This window comes from Escherichia marmotae (assembly GCF_002900365.1).
In the GTDB taxonomy this organism is placed as follows: Bacteria; Pseudomonadota; Gammaproteobacteria; order Enterobacterales; family Enterobacteriaceae; genus Escherichia; species Escherichia marmotae.
On the sequence record NZ_CP025979.1, the window covers coordinates 3,818,087 to 3,838,954 of the forward strand.

Annotated in this window: 20 protein-coding genes and 1 pseudogene; 14 read left to right on the plus strand and 7 right to left on the minus strand. The window is 50.6% G+C overall.

Going from position 1 to position 20,868, the window contains the following annotated elements:
* Window positions 1-217: 217 nt before the first annotated feature.
* From yjcS to mdtN, 3 genes are all read left to right on the plus strand, one after another.
* The gene (gene yjcS / locus C1192_RS19535; RefSeq protein WP_038354702.1) at window positions 218-2,203 is read left to right on the plus strand and encodes an alkyl sulfatase YjcS; all 1,986 of its coding nucleotides are present in this window, start codon (window positions 218-220) and stop codon (window positions 2,201-2,203) included.
* 208 nt (window positions 2,204-2,411) lie between these two features.
* Entirely contained in the window at window positions 2,412-2,687 is a 276-nt protein-coding gene (locus C1192_RS19540) for a YtcA family lipoprotein (RefSeq protein ID WP_001517588.1), read from the plus strand.
* A 19-nt stretch (window positions 2,688-2,706) separates the two neighbouring features.
* The gene (gene mdtN, locus C1192_RS19545; RefSeq protein WP_038354703.1) at window positions 2,707-3,738 is read left to right on the plus strand and encodes a multidrug efflux transporter periplasmic adaptor subunit MdtN; all 1,032 of its coding nucleotides are present in this window, start codon (window positions 2,707-2,709) and stop codon (window positions 3,736-3,738) included.
* A gap of 51 nt (window positions 3,739-3,789) precedes the next feature.
* Here the strand turns inward: mdtN and C1192_RS19550 are convergent, their stop codons facing one another.
* Together C1192_RS19550 and rraB are read right to left on the minus strand one after the other, a co-directional pair.
* Window positions 3,790-4,998, minus strand: coding sequence for an IS256-like element IS1414 family transposase (locus tag C1192_RS19550; protein WP_103194764.1), 1,209 nt, complete (start codon window positions 4,996-4,998; stop codon window positions 3,790-3,792).
* 58 nt (window positions 4,999-5,056) lie between these two features.
* Window positions 5,057-5,479, minus strand: a complete 423-nt coding sequence (gene rraB, locus C1192_RS19555; protein WP_038354681.1) for a ribonuclease E inhibitor RraB — start codon at window positions 5,477-5,479, stop codon at window positions 5,057-5,059.
* Between the two features lie 160 nt (window positions 5,480-5,639).
* On the opposite strand from rraB, the gene argF reads away from it, so the two are divergent.
* A complete protein-coding gene (argF, locus tag C1192_RS19560) occupies window positions 5,640-6,644 on the plus strand; it encodes an ornithine carbamoyltransferase (protein WP_000012892.1) in 1,005 nt (334 codons plus the stop codon).
* A gap of 45 nt (window positions 6,645-6,689) precedes the next feature.
* On the opposite strand, the gene tabA is transcribed toward argF, so the two are convergent.
* Window positions 6,690-7,142, minus strand: a complete 453-nt coding sequence (gene tabA, locus C1192_RS19565) for a toxin-antitoxin biofilm protein TabA (protein ID WP_000583473.1) — start codon at window positions 7,140-7,142, stop codon at window positions 6,690-6,692.
* 262 nt (window positions 7,143-7,404) lie between these two features.
* Between tabA and pyrL the strand changes: the two genes are divergently transcribed.
* From pyrL to C1192_RS19590, 5 genes are all read left to right on the plus strand, one after another.
* The gene (gene pyrL, locus C1192_RS19570) at window positions 7,405-7,539 is read left to right on the plus strand and encodes a pyr operon leader peptide (RefSeq protein ID WP_032141493.1); all 135 of its coding nucleotides are present in this window, start codon (window positions 7,405-7,407) and stop codon (window positions 7,537-7,539) included.
* Between the two features lie 3 nt (window positions 7,540-7,542).
* Entirely contained in the window at window positions 7,543-8,478 is a 936-nt protein-coding gene (gene pyrB, locus C1192_RS19575) for an aspartate carbamoyltransferase (RefSeq protein ID WP_000013036.1), read from the plus strand.
* A 12-nt stretch (window positions 8,479-8,490) separates the two neighbouring features.
* The gene (gene pyrI / locus C1192_RS19580; protein ID WP_000148581.1) at window positions 8,491-8,952 is read left to right on the plus strand and encodes an aspartate carbamoyltransferase regulatory subunit; all 462 of its coding nucleotides are present in this window, start codon (window positions 8,491-8,493) and stop codon (window positions 8,950-8,952) included.
* 72 nt (window positions 8,953-9,024) lie between these two features.
* Window positions 9,025-9,411 carry an enamine/imine deaminase gene (locus C1192_RS19585; RefSeq protein ID WP_000047542.1) on the plus strand — a complete coding sequence of 129 codons (387 nt, stop codon included), beginning with the start codon at window positions 9,025-9,027 and terminating at the stop codon, window positions 9,409-9,411.
* 66 nt (window positions 9,412-9,477) lie between these two features.
* Window positions 9,478-9,933, plus strand: a complete 456-nt coding sequence (locus C1192_RS19590) for a transposase (protein ID WP_038354680.1) — start codon at window positions 9,478-9,480, stop codon at window positions 9,931-9,933.
* A 44-nt stretch (window positions 9,934-9,977) separates the two neighbouring features.
* Here the strand turns inward: C1192_RS19590 and mgtA are convergent, their stop codons facing one another.
* Both mgtA and mgtL read right to left on the minus strand, forming a co-directional pair.
* Window positions 9,978-12,674 (minus strand): magnesium-translocating P-type ATPase, encoded by a 2,697-nt coding sequence (gene mgtA, locus C1192_RS19595; RefSeq protein WP_038354679.1) that lies wholly within the window; start codon window positions 12,672-12,674, stop codon window positions 9,978-9,980.
* Window positions 12,675-12,816: 142 nt separating this feature from the next.
* Window positions 12,817-12,870 carry a mgtA regulatory leader peptide MgtL gene (mgtL, locus tag C1192_RS19600; RefSeq protein WP_001387276.1) on the minus strand — a complete coding sequence of 18 codons (54 nt, stop codon included), beginning with the start codon at window positions 12,868-12,870 and terminating at the stop codon, window positions 12,817-12,819.
* A 173-nt stretch (window positions 12,871-13,043) separates the two neighbouring features.
* Between mgtL and treR the strand changes: the two genes are divergently transcribed.
* The 5 genes from treR (at window position 13,044) to nrdG (ending at window position 20,316) form a co-directional block, all read left to right on the plus strand.
* Window positions 13,044-13,991 (plus strand): trehalose operon repressor TreR, encoded by a 948-nt coding sequence (gene treR, locus C1192_RS19610; protein WP_001181341.1) that lies wholly within the window; start codon window positions 13,044-13,046, stop codon window positions 13,989-13,991.
* 121 nt (window positions 13,992-14,112) lie between these two features.
* Window positions 14,113-15,531 (plus strand): PTS trehalose transporter subunit IIBC, encoded by a 1,419-nt coding sequence (gene treB, locus C1192_RS19615; protein ID WP_000049038.1) that lies wholly within the window; start codon window positions 14,113-14,115, stop codon window positions 15,529-15,531.
* A 49-nt stretch (window positions 15,532-15,580) separates the two neighbouring features.
* Window positions 15,581-17,236, plus strand: coding sequence for an alpha,alpha-phosphotrehalase (gene treC, locus C1192_RS19620; protein ID WP_038354678.1), 1,656 nt, complete (start codon window positions 15,581-15,583; stop codon window positions 17,234-17,236).
* Window positions 17,237-17,628: 392 nt separating this feature from the next.
* Window positions 17,629-19,767, plus strand: a complete 2,139-nt coding sequence (nrdD, locus tag C1192_RS19625) for an anaerobic ribonucleoside-triphosphate reductase (protein ID WP_000187807.1) — start codon at window positions 17,629-17,631, stop codon at window positions 19,765-19,767.
* An 84-nt stretch (window positions 19,768-19,851) separates the two neighbouring features.
* Window positions 19,852-20,316: an anaerobic ribonucleoside-triphosphate reductase-activating protein gene (gene nrdG / locus C1192_RS19630; protein ID WP_038354677.1), complete on the plus strand. Its 465-nt coding sequence runs from the start codon at window positions 19,852-19,854 to the stop codon at window positions 20,314-20,316.
* Here the strand turns inward: nrdG and C1192_RS19635 are convergent.
* Window positions 20,317-20,606: pseudogene (locus C1192_RS19635) on the minus strand (type II toxin-antitoxin system RelE family toxin). It lies immediately after the preceding gene.
* Complete coding sequence (locus C1192_RS19640; protein ID WP_000212715.1) at window positions 20,596-20,838, minus strand: type II toxin-antitoxin system RelB/DinJ family antitoxin; 243 nt, start codon at window positions 20,836-20,838, stop codon at window positions 20,596-20,598. The pseudogene C1192_RS19635 and the gene C1192_RS19640 overlap by 11 nt, the downstream one beginning before the upstream one ends.
* Between the last annotated feature and the right edge of the window lie 30 nt (window positions 20,839-20,868).

Below are 20,868 nucleotides of genomic sequence, written 5' to 3' on the forward strand. Positions count from 1 at the left end.
TATATAATTAAAGAATAAACCGTTTCGTATTATTTATAGAAAAAATAAAACTATCGCTGTCTTCCTTCTTCAGCACTAATGCCTAATAAAATAGCGTGTTCTGCTCACACTTACTCTTATTAAAGTCGAAGTTTCCCAATTATGATAACGCCAGTTTCAAATGACGTATTTTGTATGGGTCATATATTTACGACACAAATGATAAATGGAGATTTATATGAATAACTCACGGTTATTCCGTTTGAGCAGGATTGTTATTGCATTAACCGCCGCCAGCGGCATGATGGTAAATACCGCTTACGCGAAAGAAGAAGCTCAGGCTGCCAGCCAATATACTCAGCAAATTAACCAGAACTACGCCAAATCATTGCCGTTTAGCGATCGTCAGGATTTTGACGATGCCCAGCGTGGATTTATCGCCCCGCTACTGGATGAAGGTATTCTGCGTGATGCTAACGGAAAAGTTTATTATCGGGCAGATGATTACAAATTTGATATTAATGCCGCCGCACCGGAAACCGTAAATCCCAGTCTGTGGCGTCAGTCGCAGATCAACGGCATTTCTGGCCTGTTTAAAGTCACCGATAAAATGTATCAAGTGCGCGGTCAGGACATCTCTAACATTACGTTCGTTGAAGGCGAGAAAGGGATTATTGTTATCGACCCACTGGTGACGCCGCCAGCCGCGAAAGCCGCACTTGACCTTTACTTCCAGCATCGTCCGCAAAAACCAATTGTTGCCGTTATCTACACCCACAGCCACGCCGACCATTATGGCGGAGTGAAAGGCATTATCACTGAAGCTGATGTTAAATCAGGGAAAGTTCAGGTAATCGCTCCGGCAGGCTTTATGGACGAAGCTATCAGCGAAAACATGCTGGCGGGTAACATCATGAGCCGCCGAGCCCTTTACTCTTACGGCCTGTTACTGCCGCACAACGCACAGGGCAACGTGGGTAATGGCCTCGGTGTCACGCTGGCGACCGGCGACCCGAGCATTATTGCGCCAACCAAAACAATTGTCAGAACTGGCGAGAAGATGATTATCGATGGTCTGGAGTTTGACTTCCTGATGACCCCAGGCAGCGAAGCACCCGCGGAAATGCATTTCTATATTCCGGCCCTGAAAGCGCTGTGCACCACCGAGAACGCCACTCACACCCTGCACAACTTCTACACCCTGCGCGGCGCGAAAACCCGCGACACCAGCAAGTGGACCGAGTACCTGAACGAAACGCTGGATATGTGGGGTAACGAAGCGGAAGTACTGTTTATGCCACACACCTGGCCAGTCTGGGGCAATAAGCATATCAATGATTATATTGGTAAATATCGCGATACCATCAAGTACATTCACGATCAGACCCTGCACCTGGCAAACCAGGGCTACACCATGAATGAAATCGGAGACATGATTAAGTTGCCGCCAGCACTTGCCAACAACTGGGCCAGCCGCGGCTACTATGGCTCTGTTAGCCATAACGCCCGCGCGGTGTATAACTTCTATCTTGGCTACTACGATGGCAATCCGGCTAACCTGCATCCATATGGTCAGGTGGAGATGGGCAAGCGTTATGTACAGGCGCTGGGCGGTTCCGCGCGCGTGATCAACCTGGCACAGGAAGCGAATAAGCAAGGGGATTACCGCTGGTCGGCAGAATTACTGAAACAGGTGATTGCCGCCAATCCGGGTGACCAGGTAGCGAAAAATCTGCAAGCCAAAAACTTTGAACAGCTTGGTTATCAGGCCGAGTCCGCCACCTGGCGCGGTTTCTACCTGACTGGTGCGAAAGAGCTGCGCGAAGGAGTACATAAGTTCAGCCACGGCACCACCGGTTCCCCGGACACCATTCGCGGGATGTCAGTCGAAATGCTGTTCGACTTTATGTCCGTGCGCCTCGATAGCGAAAAAGCCGCTGGCAAAAATATCAGCCTGAACTTCAATATGAGTAACGGCGATAACCTCAACCTGACGCTGAACGATAGCGTGCTTAACTACCGTAAAACGCTGCAGCCTGAAGCCAACGCCGCTTTCTACATCAGCCGTGAAGATCTGCACGCGGTGCTGACCGGACAGGCGAAAATGGCAGAGCTGGTAAAAGCGAAGAAAGCCAAAATTATTGGCAATGGTGCGAAACTGGAAGAAATTATTGCCTGTCTGGATAATTTTGATTTGTGGGTGAATATCGTTACCCCAAATTAATTCCACTCACTTTCGGGGGCAATTAAGCTCCCGAAAGCATTTATATTAAAAATATAAATCATTAACTAATACATAAAATAAATAAGTTATGAATGCGGTGGCTGAATAAAGCTATTTTTATTCCACAAGAAAATAGCCATACTGACGCCTTCAATGGATATTGACATTCACTACAGATATTGTTCGCAGCAGACAGGATGTATTTATTATGCCAACAGTTCTCTCTCGCATGGTGATGCAACTCAAAAAAGCAACCTGGATAATTCCCGTCTTCATGGTTTCGGGATGCTCATTATCTCCGGCGATCCCGGTAATCGGCGCTTATTATCCCGGCTGGTTTTTCTGCGTTATTGCCAGCCTTATTGTGACTCTCATCACAAGGCGAATTATTCAGCGGGCAAATATCAATCTGGCATTTGTCGGAATTATTTATACCGCCCTTTTTGCTCTCTACGCCATGCTGTTCTGGCTGGCATTTTTCTAATCTATTTTGAGATGCGCTCATGGAAAGTACGCCGAAAAAAGCTCCTCGCAGTAAATTCCCTGCCCTGCTGGTGGTTGCGCTGGCACTGGTTGCCGCTGTTTTTGTTATCTGGCGCGTCGACAGTGCGCCATCAACTAACGACGCTTACGCGTCAGCCGATACCATTGATGTAGTACCGGAAGTCAGCGGTCGCATTGTAGAACTGGCAGTCACCGACAACCAGGCAGTTAAACAAGGTGATTTACTGTTTCGCATCGACCCGCGCCCGTACGAAGCTAATCTGGCGAAAGCCGAAGCTTCCCTCGCCGCGCTGGATAAGCAAATTATGCTCACTCAGCGTAGCGTTAATGCCCAACAGTTCGGTGCTGACTCGGTTAACGCCACGGTAGAAAAAGCTCGCGCCGCTGCCAAACAGGCCAACGATACATTACGCCGTACCGAGCCGCTACTGAAGGAAGGTTTTGTCTCTGCGGAAGATGTAGACCGCGCGAGAACCGCACAGCGTGCGGCAGAAGCCGATCTTAATGCTGTATTGTTGCAGGCACAGTCAGCCGCCAGCGCCGTTAGCGGCGTCGATGCACTGGTCGCGCAACGCGCGGCGGTCGAAGCGGATATTGCCCTGACCAAACTGCATCTGGAAATGGCCACTGTTCGCGCACCGTTCGATGGTCGGGTGATTTCCCTCAAAACCTCGGTTGGGCAATTTGCCTCCGCGATGCATCCTATTTTCACGCTAATCGACACCCGTCACTGGTACGTGATCGCCAACTTCCGCGAAACCGATCTGAAAAACATTCATGCCGGTACGCCTGCGACAATTCGCCTGATGAGCGACAGCGGCAAAACCTTCGAAGGTAAAGTAGATTCCATTGGCTATGGTGTGTTGCCGGATGATGGTGGTCTGGTGCTTGGCGGTCTGCCGAAAGTGTCTCGTTCTATTAACTGGGGCCGCGTTGCCCAGCGTTTTCCGGTCAAAATCATGGTCGATAAACCTGACCCGGAAATGTTCCGTATCGGCGCATCGGCAGTCGCTAATCTTGAGCCGCAATAATGAGCGCCCTCAACTCCGAGCCTGTTTAAGATTCTGTGTAAATGCCTTTTCTCAGAAGTGACCGTCCAGGCGGTCACCGAACTCGATAATAAAGCGGCTCATTGCCATTCGCCAGTCCTTCAACGGCATCGTCCATTTCTGGGACGCAGACTGGATTGCCAGCCACACCACTTTTTTCACCGAGTCGTCTGTCGGGAACACTTTACGCTTTTTGAGCGCATGGCGGATCACGCTGTTTAGCGACTCGATGGCATTCGTCGTATAGATCACTTTGCGGATGTCCGTTGGATAAGCGAAGAACGTGGCAAGATTCGGCCAGTTAGCCTGCCAGCTTCGGCTTATCTGAGGATAGCGACAGTCCCAGGCCGCAGCGAACGCTTCCAGTGCCTGCTGGCCTGCCTCTTCCGTGGGAGCCTGATAAATCGCTTTCAGGTCGCGAGTGACGGCTTTGTAGTCCTTCCATGACACGAAGCGCAGGCTGTTGCGCACCATATGCACGATGCATAACTGGATGCGGGCCTTCGGATATACTGTGTTGATGGCATCCGGGAAGCCTTTCAGGCCATCCACACAGGCGATGAGGATATCGTTCAGACCGCGGTTTTTCAGTTCAGTCAGCACATTGAGCCAGAACTTCGCCCCTTCATTTTCGGCCAGCCACATACCCAGCAGTTCTTTCTGACCTTCGATATTGATGCCCAGTGCCAGGAACACCGATTTGTTGATGACGCGACTGTCCTGCCGAACTTTCAGGACGATACAGTCAAGATAAACAATGGGGTAAACAGCATCCAGTGGTCGGTTTTGCCATTCTACAACCTGCTCCATCACGGCATCGGTAACCTTTGATATCAGTGCCGGTGAAACATCTGCGTCATACAGTTCTTTGAACGCAGCAGCTATCTCACGGGTGGTCATCCCTTTGGCATACAACGAGAGGATCTGGTTATCCATCCCGGTAATACGGGTCTGATTTTTCTTTACCAGTTGTGGTTCGAAGGTACCGTCACGATCGCGCGGAGTACGCAGTTCCAGTGGACCGTCGCCTGTGATAACGGTCTTTGTGGAAAAACCGTTGCGGGAGTTAGCTCCTGGTCTGGACTGATTTTTCTCATACCCAGGATGGTGTGTCATCTCTGCATTGAGAGCGGCTTCAACGCTGAGCTTTTTCAGCAGCCGATCAAACTGACTGAGGTCTTCAGGGGTTTTGAGGTTTTTGGCCAGTTCGTTAGCCAGAGCCTGTAACTGTTTTTCGTCCATAAATTAACCTTCATTTGATGCTGGATTGAACATATCAAAATCAGGCAATTACACAAATCTATGTACAGGCTCGAACACCGTCATCATCTTCGTCGACAAAATCTTCATCGTCGCCTTCTTCACCGTTAGGATCTTCAAAGTAAGTCCCCCAACCGTCGTATTCAACGTCGAATTTCTCTGCCAGGTTCATCAATTGCTCAACCTGAGCATCGATCAGATCGGCATTCAACGCGCATTCGCTGATGATGTCACAGCAAATCACGATATCACCCTCTTCCACTTCCAGCTCTTCTGGATCGGTCACTTCATAGCCGAGTTTAAATGCTTCAACCGCCGCTTTTTCCAGGGTTTCCAGATCGTCTGCGGAAAGGTGATGCTCGATGGTGTACAGCGCGTCTGGATCGCTACCATCTTCCAGTAATTCTTCAATAATCAAACGCGTTTCTTCACGCTGTTCTTCCAGTTGTTCCGGGTTTGCCATGGCTTATTCCTCTTAATGTCCTGCCGATACTCTTATTGTCACACACCACTGACATTGCCTCCACCTTTGTGATAAAGATTTATGCCTCAGGCTTGCAAATGAATATTCATACATATAAATTGAATTTTAATTCATTGGGCGTTAGCCACAGGAGGGATCTATGTCCGGGTTTTATCATAAGCATTTCCTGAAATTACTCGATTTCACACCCGCTGAAATCAACAGCCTGCTTCAGTTAGCCGCGAAGCTGAAAGCCGATAAGAAAAACGGTACTGAAGAAGCCAGACTCACGGGTAAAAACATCGCGCTCATCTTCGAAAAAGACTCGACACGTACCCGATGCTCTTTCGAAGTTGCCGCATATGACCAGGGCGCTCGCGTCACTTATCTCGGCCCCAGCGGCAGCCAGATTGGTCATAAAGAGTCGATTAAAGATACTGCCCGCGTGCTTGGACGCATGTATGACGGTATTCAGTATCGCGGCTATGGTCAGGAGATCGTCGAAACGCTGGCAGAATACGCTGGCGTGCCGGTCTGGAACGGGCTGACCAATGAATTCCATCCAACGCAGTTGCTGGCAGATCTGCTGACCATGCAAGAATATTTACCGGGTAAAGCGTTCAATGAAATGACGCTGGTCTACGCCGGAGATGCCCGCAACAACATGGGCAATTCGATGCTGGAAGCTGCTGCGCTGACTGGCCTGGATTTACGCCTGGTGGCACCGCAGGCGTGCTGGCCGGAAGCCTCGCTGGTTGCGGAATGTCGCGCGCTGGCACAACAGAACGGCGGGAATATTACGCTGACAGAAGATATCGCGGCAGGCGTTAAAGGCGCAGACTTTATCTATACCGATGTGTGGGTGTCGATGGGGGAAGCGAAAGAGAAATGGGCAGAACGTATTGCACTGCTGCGTGATTATCAGGTAAACAGCAAAATGATGCAGTTGACGGGTAATCCCGAAGTCAAATTCCTGCACTGTCTGCCCGCATTTCATGACGATCAAACCACGCTTGGCAAGAAAATGGCTGAAGAATTTGGCCTGCATGGTGGGATGGAAGTGACGGATGAGGTCTTCGAATCTGCCGCCAGCATTGTTTTTGATCAGGCGGAAAACCGTATGCATACCATCAAAGCAGTGATGGTCGCGACGCTTGCCAAATAACACCAGTACCGGAGGCGGCGTAACGTCGCCACCGGTATAATCCGCTTATACCATCTGCATCTTCACAACCGCTTTGCGAACCCTGGCTGGCTCGCCCACTGCGCACAGTGGCTTGTGCACTTCACCCGGATAGAACACGACAAAGTCCCCTTCATTGAGGATGACGGTCTTCTCTTCAACGCCTTCCGGCAAAAAGGCGATGTCTTTATCTGCTAACCAGTCAGTATCCGGTGTACCCGCAGGTTGCGTGCTAAAGGTCATGCCCTCCTGCCCTTTTAACACAATTTGAATGTCGAGATAGCGAGCATGATACTCTGCGCGACGCGCTTCATACGGCTCGGTCATATCTTCAGAGATAAGATAAAACAGACGGTTGCCTTCGATATCGTGCTTACCCTTTGGCGTTTCTGCCGTAACGTGCGCTTTAATATGCTCAATCGCCTGGCGTAACTCTTCCGGCAACCATTGCTGGAGATTATGAATATTTCCGATGATCATTTCTTTCCTTTCCTCAATTAAAACATTGTTTCATTTCTCTTGTTATACGTAATTCCTTATAGCCATACCAGTATTTTTTGCCGCCTGATTGCGCCAGCGCATATTTTCCTGCCCGTTCCCGCGCCATCCCACCTTATGTTATAAATTCAAATTTAAAGCATATAAATTCACAACAATCGTTTACCTGGGGAATTTTTTGCATTAATCGCTTGATCCCACTTTCTGGCTGAGTATAATGCCGGACAATTTGCCGGGAGGATGTATGGTTCAGTGTGTTCGACATTTTGTCTTACCGCGTCTGAAAAAAGACGCTGGCCTGCCGTTTTTCTTCCCGTTGATCACCTATTCCCAGCCCCTCAATCGAGGGGCTTTTTTTTGCCCAGGCGTCAGGAGATAAAAGATGGCTAATCCGCTATATCAAAAACATATCATTTCCATAAACGACCTTAGTCGCGATGACCTTAATCTGGTGCTGGCGACAGCGGCGAAACTGAAAGCAAACCCGCAACCAGAGTTGTTGAAACATAAAGTGATTGCCAGTTGCTTCTTCGAAGCATCAACCCGCACCCGCCTCTCTTTCGAAACCTCGATGCACCGCCTGGGTGCCAGCGTGGTGGGATTCTCCGACAGCGCCAACACGTCATTGGGTAAAAAAGGGGAAACGCTGGCCGATACCATTTCGGTTATTAGTACCTATGTCGATGCGATTGTGATGCGCCACCCGCAGGAAGGTGCGGCACGCCTGGCCACTGAGTTTTCCGGCAATGTACCGGTACTGAATGCCGGTGATGGTTCCAACCAACATCCGACGCAAACCTTGCTGGATCTGTTCACGATTAAGGAAACTCAGGGGCGTCTGGACAATCTCCACGTCGCAATGGTCGGTGACCTGAAATATGGCCGTACCGTGCACTCTCTGACCCAGGCGCTGGCAAAATTCGACGGCAACCGTTTTTACTTCATCGCCCCGGATGCGTTGGCAATGCCGCAATACATTCTGGATATGCTCGATGAAAAAGGTATCGCCTGGAGTCTGCATAGCGCCATCGAAGAAGTGATGGCGGAAGTGGATATTCTGTATATGACCCGCGTGCAAAAAGAGCGCCTGGATCCGTCTGAATACGCCAACGTGAAAGCGCAGTTTGTCCTGCGCGCCAGCGATCTCCACAACGCCAAAGCCAATATGAAAGTGCTGCATCCGCTGCCGCGCGTTGATGAGATTGCGACAGATGTTGATAAAACGCCGCACGCCTGGTACTTCCAGCAGGCAGGTAACGGAATTTTCGCTCGCCAGGCGTTACTGGCACTGGTTCTGAATCGCGATCTGGTACTGTAAGGGGAAATAGAGATGACACACGATAATAAATTGCAGGTTGAAGCTATTAAACGCGGCACGGTAATTGACCATATCCCCGCCCAGATCGGTTTTAAGCTGTTGAGTCTGTTCAAGCTGACCGAAACGGATCAGCGCATCACCATTGGTCTGAACCTGCCTTCTGGCGAGATGGGGCGCAAGGATCTGATCAAAATCGAAAATACCTTTTTGAGTGAAGATCAGGTAGACCAACTGGCATTGTATGCACCGCAAGCCACGGTAAACCGTATCGACAACTATGAAGTGGTTGGCAAATCGCGCCCCAGCCTGCCGGAGCGCATCGACAATGTGCTGGTCTGCCCGAACAGCAACTGTATCAGCCATGCCGAACCGGTTTCTTCCAGCTTTGCAGTGAGAAAACGCGCCAATGATATCGCGCTCAAATGCAAATACTGCGAAAAAGAGTTTTCCCATAATGTGGTGCTGGCCAATTAATTGCGGTTGGTAATAAAAGTCTGGCTCCCTATAATGAGCCAGACTTTTTACCGCTGTAATAAAGGAGAAATCATGAGCAAAACTATCGCGACGGAAAATGCCCCCGCAGCTATCGGTCCGTATGTTCAGGGCGTTGATCTGGGCAGTATGATCATCACCTCCGGTCAGATCCCGGTAAACCCGAAAACGGGCGAAGTTCCGGCAGACGTAGCCGCACAGGCGCGTCAGTCTCTGGATAACGTAAAAGCGATCGTGGAAGCGGCTGGCCTGAAAGTGGGCGATATCGTTAAAACCACCGTTTTTGTGAAAGATCTGAACGACTTCGCAACCGTAAATGCCACTTACGAAGCCTTCTTCACCGAACACAATGCCACCTTCCCGGCACGTTCTTGCGTTGAAGTTGCCCGTCTGCCGAAAGACGTGAAGATTGAGATCGAAGCGATCGCTGTTCGTCGCTAATCTCTTTCAAAAAGATAATCCAGGTTTCGCGCCTGGATTATCTGATTCAACCACGGAGGGTTGAAGATGGCTAAAGCCCGTTTCACTGATGAACAAATTGCTGAAATTTTACAGCAGTCAAAAAAGGGTGCACCTAATAAGGATTTATGTGAATACTATCAATTTAGTGTTAGTACGCTGCGGCGCTGGCAAGAACAGCACGCAGAAGGCGTAAGAAGTGAATTAAAAAAAATAGAATCCAAAGCGCAAATCGTCTTTCTGCTTTTCTTTGCTGTCTCCATTATACTCACGCTTATATTTGGCAAGCCTACAGGTGGATGGGTAATACCGCCTTTATTACTTTATTGTGTTTATTATATCCGCCTGTATCGCAACATCTCCTCCAGACACATTAAAAAAGAAGACATCTGTCTCTCTCGTTCGGTAAATAAAAGCTATAGCGCCCTTTATAATTTGAGCTGGACGTTTATTTGTTTTTTTATTTTTGCAGTAATCTATTTTTTTGTGCAGATTTTTTCGTAGGTGACTGACCTGAAAGAATATTTCAGGTCAGTCTCATCACTGACTTACTGCCAGCCGTAACGACGGCTATAGAACCCTTTCACCAGTTGCGTTAATGTCATATACCCTGCCAGAATCGCAATCAGCCACGGGAAATAGCTTAACGGCAACGCCTGCAGTTGCAGATAACTGGCCAGCGGCGAGAACGGCAATGCGATCCCCACAACCATCACGATCACGGTCATGATCATTAACGGCCACGATGCGCGGCTCTGAATAAACGGAACACGGCGGGTACGGATCATATGTACAATCAGTGTTTGCGACAGTAACCCCACCACAAACCAGCCCGACTGGAACAGCGTTTGCGTTTCCGGTGTGTTGGCATGGAATACCCACCACATCAGGCAAAACGTCAGAATATCGAAGATCGAACTGATCGGTCCGAAGAAGATCATAAAGCGCCCCAGATCCGCCGGATTCCAGCGCTGCGGCTTTTGAATTTGCTCGTCGTCGACGTTATCAAACGGGATAGCCACCTGTGACACATCGTACAGCAGGTTCTGAATAAGCAAGTGTAACGGCAACATCGGCAGGAAAGGCAAGAAAGCACTCGCCACCAGCACGCTGAACACATTACCGAAGTTAGAACTCGCCGTCATTTTGATGTATTTCAGCATGTTGGCGAAAGTGCGACGTCCCTCAATAACCCCCTCTTCCAGCACCATCAGGCTTTTTTCCAGCAGGATGATATCAGCCGCTTCACGAGCAATATCTACCGCGCCGTCCACGGAAATTCCAATATCCGCAGCGCGTAAGGCGGGCGCATCATTTATTCCATCGCCCATAAAGCCAACCACATGCCCTTCACGCCTCAGTAAGGTCACAATGCGTTCTTTATGCATCGGCGTCAGGCGCGCGAACAGCGTGGTACGTTGCGCGAGATTTGCCAATTCGTCGTCAGTTAGCGTTTCAATATCACTACCAGTAACCACTTCTCCCGCGTCCAGCCCCACTTCATGGCACACTTTCGCCGCCACTAACTCACTGTCGCCAGTAAGGATCTTCACGGTAATTCCACTGGCTTTTAACGCCCGCAGAGCCGGAGCCGTTGTCTCTTTTGGCGGATCAAGAAAAGCGATATATCCTTCGAGGATCAGATCGAATTCATCAATTCGCTGGTAATCTCCTTCACGCGCTGGCTGGTATTTCGTCGCCACCGCAACCACGCGCAGCCCCTGACGGTTCAGCGTATCAGTAACCCGTTTAATCTTGCGTAACATGGTGTCATCAAGCGGGACAATCTCGCCATTGTGACGCACTTGCGAACACACATTGAGGATCTCCTGCAATGCGCCTTTGCAAACCAGTTGATGGTGTTCGGCATTTTCTGCCACTACTACCGACATCCGGCGGCGCTCGAAATCAAACGGAATTTCATCCACTTTCTGCCAACGACTGGCCAACAGACGGGCAGACTCTTCATCGATGCCTTCCAGCACCGCCGTATCGAGCAGGTTTTTAAGCCCGGTCTGGTAATGGCTGTTCAACCACGCACTATGTAGCACCCGCTCGCTGGTTTTACCGGAGATATCGGTATGATTCTCCAGCACAATTTTATCTTGCGTCAGGGTGCCTGTTTTATCAGTGCACAGAATATCCATAGCGCCAAAGTTCTGAATGGCATCCAGATGTTTGACGATCACTTTCTGTTTCGATAGCTTGACTGCGCCACGTGCCAGCGTCGAAGTGACAATCATCGGCAACATTTCCGGCGTTAAGCCTACCGCAACCGAAAGCGCGAACAGCGCTGCTTCCCACCAGTCACCTTTGGTGTAACCGTTGATGAGCAGCACCACCGGCGTCATCACCAGCATAAAGCGAATCAACAATATGCTGACGCGGCTGATCCCTTGTTGAAAGGCGTTCGGCTCGTTTTCCTGCTCGCTGACACGCCCCGCCAGTTGACCAAACCAGGTATTGGCACCTGTGGCAATCACCATTGCTTGTGCCGTGCCGCTCACCACGGTGGTGCCCATAAAACACAAAGTGTCGCACTCCAGCGGATTACAGTGCTCTGACTGGCGGGTAGTTGCTGCTTTTTCAACGGGCAGAGACTCACCGGTTAATGACGCCTGAGCGATGAACAGATCGCGCGCCTGCAAAATACGTAAATCGGCCGGGATCATATCCCCCGCCGCCAGTTTAATAATATCGCCAGGCACTAACTGGTCGATTGGGATCTCCAGCCAGCCATTTTCCCCTTTGTCGTTAATTACACGCAGCACCGTCGCGGTATTGCTGACCATCGCTTTCAGGGCATCTGCCGCTTTAGTGGAACGCGCTTCCTGAATAAAGTTCAGCAGCGTGGAAATAGCCACCATTAACGCGATCACACCTGCAGCAAATAAATCCTCCGTGGCATAAGAAATACCGCCGAGAATGGTGAGCAATATATTAAAGGGGTTGCGATAACAGACCCACAAATGTACCCACCACGGAGACGGTTGTTGCGCAGGTAATTTATTTTCACCATGTTGTTCGCGGGCTAATTCCACTTCCGCCTGATTTAACCCTTCCGGATGGGTGTCGAAGGTTTTCCATAATTCCTCTTCTGGCATTACCGCCATTTTCAGGCAATGCGCACTTAAGGAAGGGGGGATCGGAATATTCGCTGTCTGTTGCGCGCCAGGCAACGGATCGCGATGAACCAGACGAGAAGGTAAATGGCGAATGAGCCGGGTAAAAATTTCTTTAAACATAGGAAGTCCCTCCGCACCCTGTAAGCATGGTGCAGAAAATATCTTCAGGCGTTGCAAAGCTTTACCTGAAGGTAATAAAAATGAGCTGGGACGTTAAAACGTCACGGCCTTACGCATCCGGTAACGCCGTGAAAAGACAGGCTTACCGGAAAAGTTTTAATCTCCGTCGAGGGAGAGGCGTGGGATCAGGTTCCATATAACCTCCGGTAAGTGAAAAATAGCGCCAGGAATCCAATAATATTGGTAGCATTTATGCCGATATAATACCTGCAGACAACTAAACCAACGATAAACCAGACTTTGCCCATTGCGGTATGCACAGGTAAAGTTAGGCTCAAATAATTAAACCGCAAGTTACGGGGCAACAGGATGCAAAATCGGCTGACCATCAAAGACATCGCGCGCTTAAGCGGCGTGGGGAAATCCACGGTTTCCCGGGTACTGAATAACGAAAGCGGCGTGAGTCAGCGCACACGTGAGCGCGTGGAAGCAGTGATGAATCAGCATGGATTTTCCCCTTCCCGCTCCGCACGCGCCATGCGTGGGCAAAGCGATAAAGTCGTCGCCATTATCGTTACCCGTCTGGATTCGTTATCAGAAAATCTCGCCGTTCAGACCATGCTGCCTGCATTCTATGAACAGGGCTACGACCCAATCATGATGGAAAGCCAGTTTTCACCACAATTGGTCGCAGAGCATCTGGGCGTTCTGAAACGTCGTAATATTGACGGCGTGGTGCTGTTTGGTTTTACCGGCATAACGGAAGAGATGTTAGCCCACTGGCAGTCATCACTGGTGCTGATGGCACGTGACGCAAAAGGCTTTGCTTCAGTCTGTTATGACGACGAAGGGGCGATCAAAATCCTGATGCAGCGACTGTATGACCAGGGGCACCGCAATATCAGCTATCTCGGCGTGCCACACAGTGACGTCACTACCGGTAAGCGACGCCATGAGGCCTATTTGGCATTTTGCAAAGCGCATAAACTGCATCCCGTCGCCGCTCTGCCGGGCCTTGCCATGAAGCAAGGCTACGATAACGTGGAAAAAGTGATTACGCCTGAAACCACCGCGTTGCTGTGCGCAACCGACACGCTGGCACTTGGCGCAAGTAAATACCTGCAAGAGAAACGCATTGACACTCTACAGTTGGCGAGTGTTGGTAATACGCCGTTGATGAAGTTCCTCCATCCGGAGATCGTCACCGTTGATCCCGGCTACGCTGAAGCCGGACGCCAGGCGGCCTGCCAGTTGATCGAGCAGGTAACCGGACGCAGCGAACCCCAACAAATCGTCATCCCCGCCACCCTTTCCTGATCGTTGACTGAACGATAATTTGTGATCTTCGCTGTATTTCGGGAACGTTCCCATTTTTAATATTCTCTTCCCACGATATTCCGCCATCAACCAAATATGTCATCTGCCACGGGGCTTTACGATGAGCAAAGTGAACCAAACGGATATCGACCAGTTGATTGAACTGGTCGGCGGGCGCGACAATATCGCGACGGTGAGCCACTGTATTACACGCCTGCGCTTTGTCCTCAACCAACCGACCAATGCCAGACCGAAAGAAATTGAACAATTACCAATGGTGAAAGGCTGCTTCACCAATGCCGGGCAATTTCAGGTGGTCATTGGCACCAACGTTGGCGATTACTATAAAGCGCTGTTGGCGAGGACAGGTCAGGCGCAGGTCGATAAAGAGCAGGTGAAAAAAGCTGCACGGCAAAATATGAAATGGCATGAACAGTTGATCTCCCATTTCGCAGAGATCTTCTTCCCGTTGCTACCGGCGCTAATTAGTGGTGGTTTGATCCTCGGTTTTCGCAATGTGATTGGCGATCTACCCATGAGCAACGGGCAGACGCTGGCGCAAATGTACCCTTCTCTAAAAACGATCTACGATTTTTTGTGGTTGATCGGTGAAGCGATCTTCTTCTACCTGCCAGTCGGAATCTGCTGGTCAGCGGTGAAAAAGATGGGTGGCACACCGATTCTCGGTATCGTACTTGGCGTGACGCTGGTTTCTCCACAATTGATGAACGCCTATCTGCTCGGGCAGCAGGTGCCAGAAGTATGGGACTTTGGCATGTTCAGCATCGCTAAAGTGGGCTATCAGGCACAGGTGATCCCGGCACTGCTGGCCGGGCTGGCGCTTGGCGTTATTGAAACCCGCCTTAAGCGCATCGTGCCAGATTACCTCTATCTGGTGGTTGTGCCGGTCTGTTCGTTGATCCTCGCGGTGTTCCTTGCCCATGCACTTATTGGTCCCTTTGGCCGCATGATTGGCGATGGCGTTGCCTTTGCGGTACGCCACCTGATGACCGGCAGCTTTGCGCCGATTGGTGCGGCATTGTTTGGCTTCCTGTACGCCCCGTTGGTGATCACCGGCGTACACCAGACCACGCTTGCTATTGATTTGCAGATGATTCAAAGCATGGGTGGCACGCCAGTGTGGCCGCTGATTGCACTGTCGAATATCGCTCAGGGCTCCGCCGTGATAGGTATTATCATTTCCAGCCGCAAGCACAATGAACGCGAGATCTCCGTGCCTGCCGCGATCTCCGCCTGGCTTGGGGTCACAGAGCCGGCAATGTACGGCATCAACCTGAAATATCGCTTCCCGATGCTGTGCGCGATGATTGGTTCTGGTGTGGCGGGATTGTTATGCGGCCTGAACGGCGTCATGGCGAACGGCATCGGTGTTGGCGGTCTGCCGGGCATTCTCTCTATTCAGCCGAGCTACTGGCAGGTGTTTGCGCTGGCAATGGCTATCGCCATCATCATTCCGATTGTACTCACCTCGTTTATCTACCAGCGGAAATATCGCCTGGGTACGCTTGAAATTGTTTAATTTTCTTCGGGGCGCACTTGCGCCCCCTCGCATTTGCAGGAATAACCTAATGACTAATCTTCCCCACTGGTGGCAAAACGGCGTTATCTACCAGATTTATCCAAAGAGTTTTCAGGACACCACCGGCAGCGGCACCGGCGATCTGCGCGGAGTCACCCTGCGCCTCGACTATCTACAAAAACTGGGGGTCGATGCTATCTGGTTGACCCCCTTTTATGTCTCTCCCCAGGTCGATAACGGTTACGACGTGGCGAACTATACGGCGATTGATCCCACGTATGGCACGCTGGATGATTTTGACGAACTGGTGGCGCAGGCGAAATCGCGCGGTATTCGCATTATTCTTGATATGGTGTTTAACCATACTTCTACCCAACACGCCTGGTTTCGCGAGGCGCTGAACAAAGAAAGCCCTTATCGTCAGTTTTATATCTGGCGTGACGGCAAACCAGGAATACCACCAAATAACTGGCGTTCTAAATTCGGCGGCAATGCCTGGCGCTGGCACGCAGAAAGCGAACAGTATTATTTGCATCTGTTTGCACCTGAACAGGCCGATCTCAACTGGGAAAACCCAGCAGTACGCACAGAACTGAAAAAAGTCTGTGAGTTCTGGGCCGATCGCGGGGTAGACGGGCTGCGTCTGGATGTGGTGAATCTGATCTCCAAAGACCCGCGCTTCCCTGACGATCTGGATGGCGACGGGCGTCGCTTCTACACCGACGGGCCACGAGTCCATGAGTTTTTGCACGAGATGAACCGTGATGTCTTTACACCACGCGGGTTGATGACCGTAGGTGAAATGTCCTCCACCAGCCTTGAACATTGCCAGCGATACGCGGCGCTGACAGGCAGTGAATTGTCGATGACCTTTAATTTTCATCACCTGAAGGTCGATTATCCCGGCGGTGAAAAATGGACGCTAGCTAAACCTGACTTTGTAGCGTTAAAAACATTGTTCCGCCACTGGCAACAGGGAATGCATAACGTCACGTGGAATGCTTTGTTCTGGTGTAACCACGATCAGCCGCGCATTGTTTCTCGCTTTGGCGATGAAGGTGACTACCGAGAGCCTGCGGCAAAAATGCTGGCGATGGTGCTGCATGGTATGCAGGGAACGCCTTATATTTACCAGGGGGAAGAGATTGGCATGACCAATCCGCATTTCACACGCATTACCGATTACCGCGACGTGGAAAGCCTCAACATGTTTGCCGAACTGCGCAACTGCGGGTGTGACGCCGAAGAGTTATTGGCGATCCTCGCCAGCAAGTCCCGCGATAACAGCCGCACGCCAATGCAATGGAACAACGGCGATAACGCCGGGTTTACTACCGCCGAACCGTGGATTGCCGTGTGTGATAACTATCGGGAAATCAACGTGGAAGCCGCGCTGGCCGATGAATCTTCGGTGTTTTACACCTATCAGAAATTAATCGCGCTGCGTAAACAAGAACCCATTCTGACATGGGGCGATTACCAGGATCTGCTGCCAAACAGCCCTGCGTTGTGGTGCTATCGCCGCGAATGGCAGGGGCAAACCTTATTGGTGATTGCCAACCTTAGCCGCGACATACAACCCTGGCAGCCAGGGCAAATCCGCGGCGACTGGCAACTGTTAATGCACAACTATGAAGAAGCCTCCTCTCAACCGGGAGCCATGACATTACGGCCTTTTGAGGCTGCCTGGTGGTTGCAGAGATAATTCTTCTCCTGGCCCCGGTAAAGCGAGCATTTTCGGGGCCTTACATGGCAGCACATTGTTTTTGTTGGTTTTTTAAACAGAAAATTATTAAAAATTTACACATCGCTGTAGCGCCCGTCATCCGTACACTCTGCTTTTTACTTTGAGCTAAATCAAAAAAAGCTCAAACATCCTTAATGCAAAGCACTATATATAGACTTTAAAATGCATCGCAACCCAATATGTTGTATCCGTCGACTATACTTGCATCAAGATACACACCAACTAAGCCGACATAATTGTGGATAAGGCAGATTGGGACTGCTGTAACTCCCCGTAAAAAGAGCCAAATAAACCGGGGCGCACTTCCCAATTTTCTGTGTATAACCTGTTCTTAAAAATATGGAGCGATCATGACACCGCATGTGATGAAACGAGACGGCTGCAAAGTGCCGTTTAAATCAGAGCGCATCAAAGAAGCTATTCTGCGTGCAGCTAAAGCAGCGGAAGTCGATGATGCAGATTATTGTGCCACTGTTGCCGCTGTCGTCAGCGAGCAAATGCAAGGCCGCACCCAGGTCGATATCAACGAAATCCAGACTGCAGTTGAAAACCAGCTCATGTCTGGCCCGTACAAACAACTGGCTCGTGCTTACATCGAGTACCGTCATGATCGCGACATTGAACGTGAAAAACGCGGTCGCCTGAACCAGGAGATCCGTGGCCTGGTCGAGCAGACCAACTCTTCGTTGCTCAATGAAAACGCCAACAAAGACAGCAAGGTGATTCCGACCCAGCGCGACCTGCTGGCCGGGATTGTTGCTAAACACTATGCACGCCAGCATTTGCTGCCGCGTGACGTGGTTCAGGCGCATGAGCGTGGCGATATTCACTACCACGATCTCGATTACTCGCCGTTCTTCCCGATGTTCAACTGCATGTTGATCGACCTGAAAGGTATGTTGACCCAGGGCTTTAAGATGGGGAACGCCGAGATTGAACCGCCGAAGTCGATCTCTACGGCAACCGCAGTAACTGCACAGATTATCGCCCAGGTTGCCAGCCATATTTATGGCGGCACCACCATTAACCGTATCGACGAAGTTCTGGCACCGTTCGTCACTGCCAGCTACAACAAGCACCGTAAAACAGCGGAAGAGTGGAGCATTCCAGACGCTGAAGGCTACGCCAACTCTCGTACCATCAAAGAGTGCTACGACGCGTTCCAGTCGCTGGAATATGAAGTGAATACCCTGCACACAGCCAACGGTCAGACGCCGTTTGTCACCTTTGGCTTTGGTCTGGGTACTAGCTGGGAGTCGCGTCTGATTCAGGAATCTATCCTGCGTAACCGTATCGCGGGCCTCGGTAAAAACCGTAAAACTGCCGTGTTCCCGAAACTGGTGTTTGCGATCCGCGATGGCCTGAACCATAAAAAAGGTGATCCGAACTACGACATCAAACAACTGGCACTGGAGTGTGCAAGCAAGCGCATGTATCCAGACATTCTGAACTACGATCAGGTGGTTAAAGTTACCGGGTCGTTTAAAACGCCAATGGGTTGCCGCAGCTTCCTCGGCGTGTGGGAAAACGAAAACGGCGAGCAGATCCACGATGGACGTAACAACCTCGGCGTAATCAGCCTTAACCTGCCGCGTATTGCGCTGGAAGCAAAAGGTGATGAAGCCACCTTCTGGAAGCTGCTGGATGAACGCCTGGTGCTGGCGCGTAAGGCGCTGATGACCCGTATCGCCCGTCTGGAAGGCGTGAAAGCGCGCGTGGCCCCAATCCTCTATATGGAAGGTGCCTGTGGCGTACGTCTGAATGCTGATGACGACGTTTCTGAAATCTTCAAAAACGGTCGTGCATCGATTTCGCTGGGTTATATCGGGATCCACGAAACGATTAATGCGCTGTTCGGCGGCGAACATGTTTACGACAACGAGCAACTGCGTGCGAAAGGTATTGCCATTGTTGAACGTCTGCGTCAGGCGGTGGATCAGTGGAAAGAAGAAACCGGCTACGGTTTCAGCCTCTACAGTACGCCGAGTGAAAACCTGTGCGATCGCTTCTGTCGTCTTGATACTGCGGAGTTTGGCGTGGTGCCGGGCGTGACCGATAAAGGTTACTACACCAACAGTTTCCACCTCGATGTTGAGAAGAAGGTTAACCCGTACGACAAGATCGACTTTGAAGCGCCTTATCCGCCGCTGGCGAACGGTGGCTTCATTTGCTACGGCGAGTATCCAAATATTCAGCACAACCTGAAGGCGCTGGAAGATGTCTGGGATTACAGCTATCAGCATGTGCCGTATTACGGCACCAACACGCCGATCGATGAATGCTACGAATGTGGCTTTACCGGTGAGTTTGAGTGCACCAGCAAAGGCTTCACCTGCCCGAAATGTGGTAACCATGACACCTCCCGTGTGTCGGTGACTCGCCGCGTGTGCGGGTATTTAGGCAGTCCTGATGCGCGTCCGTTTAACGCCGGTAAGCAGGAAGAAGTTAAGCGCCGCGTTAAACATTTGGGCAATGGGCAAATCGGTTGATCTTCACTCTGCGGTAAGCAAATGCCGGATGCGACGCGAAAGCGTCTTATCCGGCCTACACGCGGACTGATAAGCCAGGCAAAAATGAATTACCATCAATACTATCCTGTCGACATCGTTAACGGCCCCGGCACTCGCTGCACCCTGTTTGTCTCCGGGTGCGTCCATGAATGTCCTGGCTGCTATAACAAAAGCACCTGGCGGGTAAATTCCGGTCAACCGTTTACCAAAGAAATGGAAGACCAGATCATCAACGATCTGAACGACACCCGCATCAAACGCCAGGGTATTTCCCTCTCCGGCGGCGACCCGCTGCACCCACAAAACGTGCCGGATATTTTAAAACTGGTACAACGCATCCGCGCCGAGTGCCCTGGTAAAGATATCTGGGTATGGACAGGCTATAAACTCGACAAACTCAATGCTGCGCAAATGCAGGTTGTTGACTTGATTAACGTGCTGGTCGACGGCAAATTTGTGCAGGATTTAAAAGATCCGTCCCTGATCTGGCGCGGTAGCAGCAACCAGGTGGTGCATCATTTGCGGTAATCACTCACCCAGCCGTTTATCCGCCTCATCATAAACGGCTGAGTTCTCTCTCTTACCAATAGCTATCACCAACACGAGCAACGCTTTATCATTGACCTGATAGACCAGACGATATCCCAGTGTCCGAAACTTAATTTTATAGCAGTCCGGCAAATCCCGCAGTTTAGCCGATGGATTGCTCGGCCTTTTCAGCACATTCTCAAGCTTTTTTAAAATTGTTCCCGGACTGCCACGCCCAGCTTTTGCCACTCTTTCAGCGCTCGCGGATCAAAGGCCAGCTCATAGTTCATCCAGTCGGACCTTAATGGCCTCTTGTGGGTTGGCCAGTCGTTCCCTGACAGTGCGTAACAAGGCTTCTTCGCTATCACTGACAGTGAGCGTTTTTACCGGCATTCGCCCATTTTCCGCAACGTACTGAAACAGCAGTCGCACTGCTTCAGTAGGCGTGATATTTAATTTTTCCAGCACCGCATAAGCCTCATTTTTCAGTTTGTCATCCAGGCGGACGTTAAGTGTGGCCATTATGCCTCCGGTAATTACGAAAAGTGTAAT

Coding starts and splice junctions, on each gene's coding strand:
- rraB (WP_038354681.1), bottom strand. CDS start 5,479: ATGGCAAACCCGGAACAACTGGAAGAACAGCGTGAAGAAACGCGTTTG.
- pyrB (WP_000013036.1), top strand. CDS start 7,543: ATGGCTAATCCGCTATATCAAAAACATATCATTTCCATAAACGACCTT.
- treC (WP_038354678.1), top strand. CDS start 15,581: ATGACTAATCTTCCCCACTGGTGGCAAAACGGCGTTATCTACCAGATT.
- treB (WP_000049038.1), top strand. CDS start 14,113: ATGAGCAAAGTGAACCAAACGGATATCGACCAGTTGATTGAACTGGTC.
- yjcS (WP_038354702.1), top strand. CDS start 218: ATGAATAACTCACGGTTATTCCGTTTGAGCAGGATTGTTATTGCATTA.
- nrdD (WP_000187807.1), top strand. CDS start 17,629: ATGACACCGCATGTGATGAAACGAGACGGCTGCAAAGTGCCGTTTAAA.
- pyrI (WP_000148581.1), top strand. CDS start 8,491: ATGACACACGATAATAAATTGCAGGTTGAAGCTATTAAACGCGGCACG.
- mdtN (WP_038354703.1), top strand. CDS start 2,707: ATGGAAAGTACGCCGAAAAAAGCTCCTCGCAGTAAATTCCCTGCCCTG.
- pyrL (WP_032141493.1), top strand. CDS start 7,405: ATGGTTCAGTGTGTTCGACATTTTGTCTTACCGCGTCTGAAAAAAGAC.
- nrdG (WP_038354677.1), top strand. CDS start 19,852: ATGAATTACCATCAATACTATCCTGTCGACATCGTTAACGGCCCCGGC.
- tabA (WP_000583473.1), bottom strand. CDS start 7,142: ATGATCATCGGAAATATTCATAATCTCCAGCAATGGTTGCCGGAAGAG.
- C1192_RS19540 (WP_001517588.1), top strand. CDS start 2,412: ATGCCAACAGTTCTCTCTCGCATGGTGATGCAACTCAAAAAAGCAACC.
- argF (WP_000012892.1), top strand. CDS start 5,640: ATGTCCGGGTTTTATCATAAGCATTTCCTGAAATTACTCGATTTCACA.
- C1192_RS19640 (WP_000212715.1), bottom strand. CDS start 20,838: ATGGCCACACTTAACGTCCGCCTGGATGACAAACTGAAAAATGAGGCT.
- mgtA (WP_038354679.1), bottom strand. CDS start 12,674: ATGTTTAAAGAAATTTTTACCCGGCTCATTCGCCATTTACCTTCTCGT.
- C1192_RS19590 (WP_038354680.1), top strand. CDS start 9,478: ATGGCTAAAGCCCGTTTCACTGATGAACAAATTGCTGAAATTTTACAG.
- treR (WP_001181341.1), top strand. CDS start 13,044: ATGCAAAATCGGCTGACCATCAAAGACATCGCGCGCTTAAGCGGCGTG.
- C1192_RS19585 (WP_000047542.1), top strand. CDS start 9,025: ATGAGCAAAACTATCGCGACGGAAAATGCCCCCGCAGCTATCGGTCCG.
- C1192_RS19550 (WP_103194764.1), bottom strand. CDS start 4,998: ATGGACGAAAAACAGTTACAGGCTCTGGCTAACGAACTGGCCAAAAAC.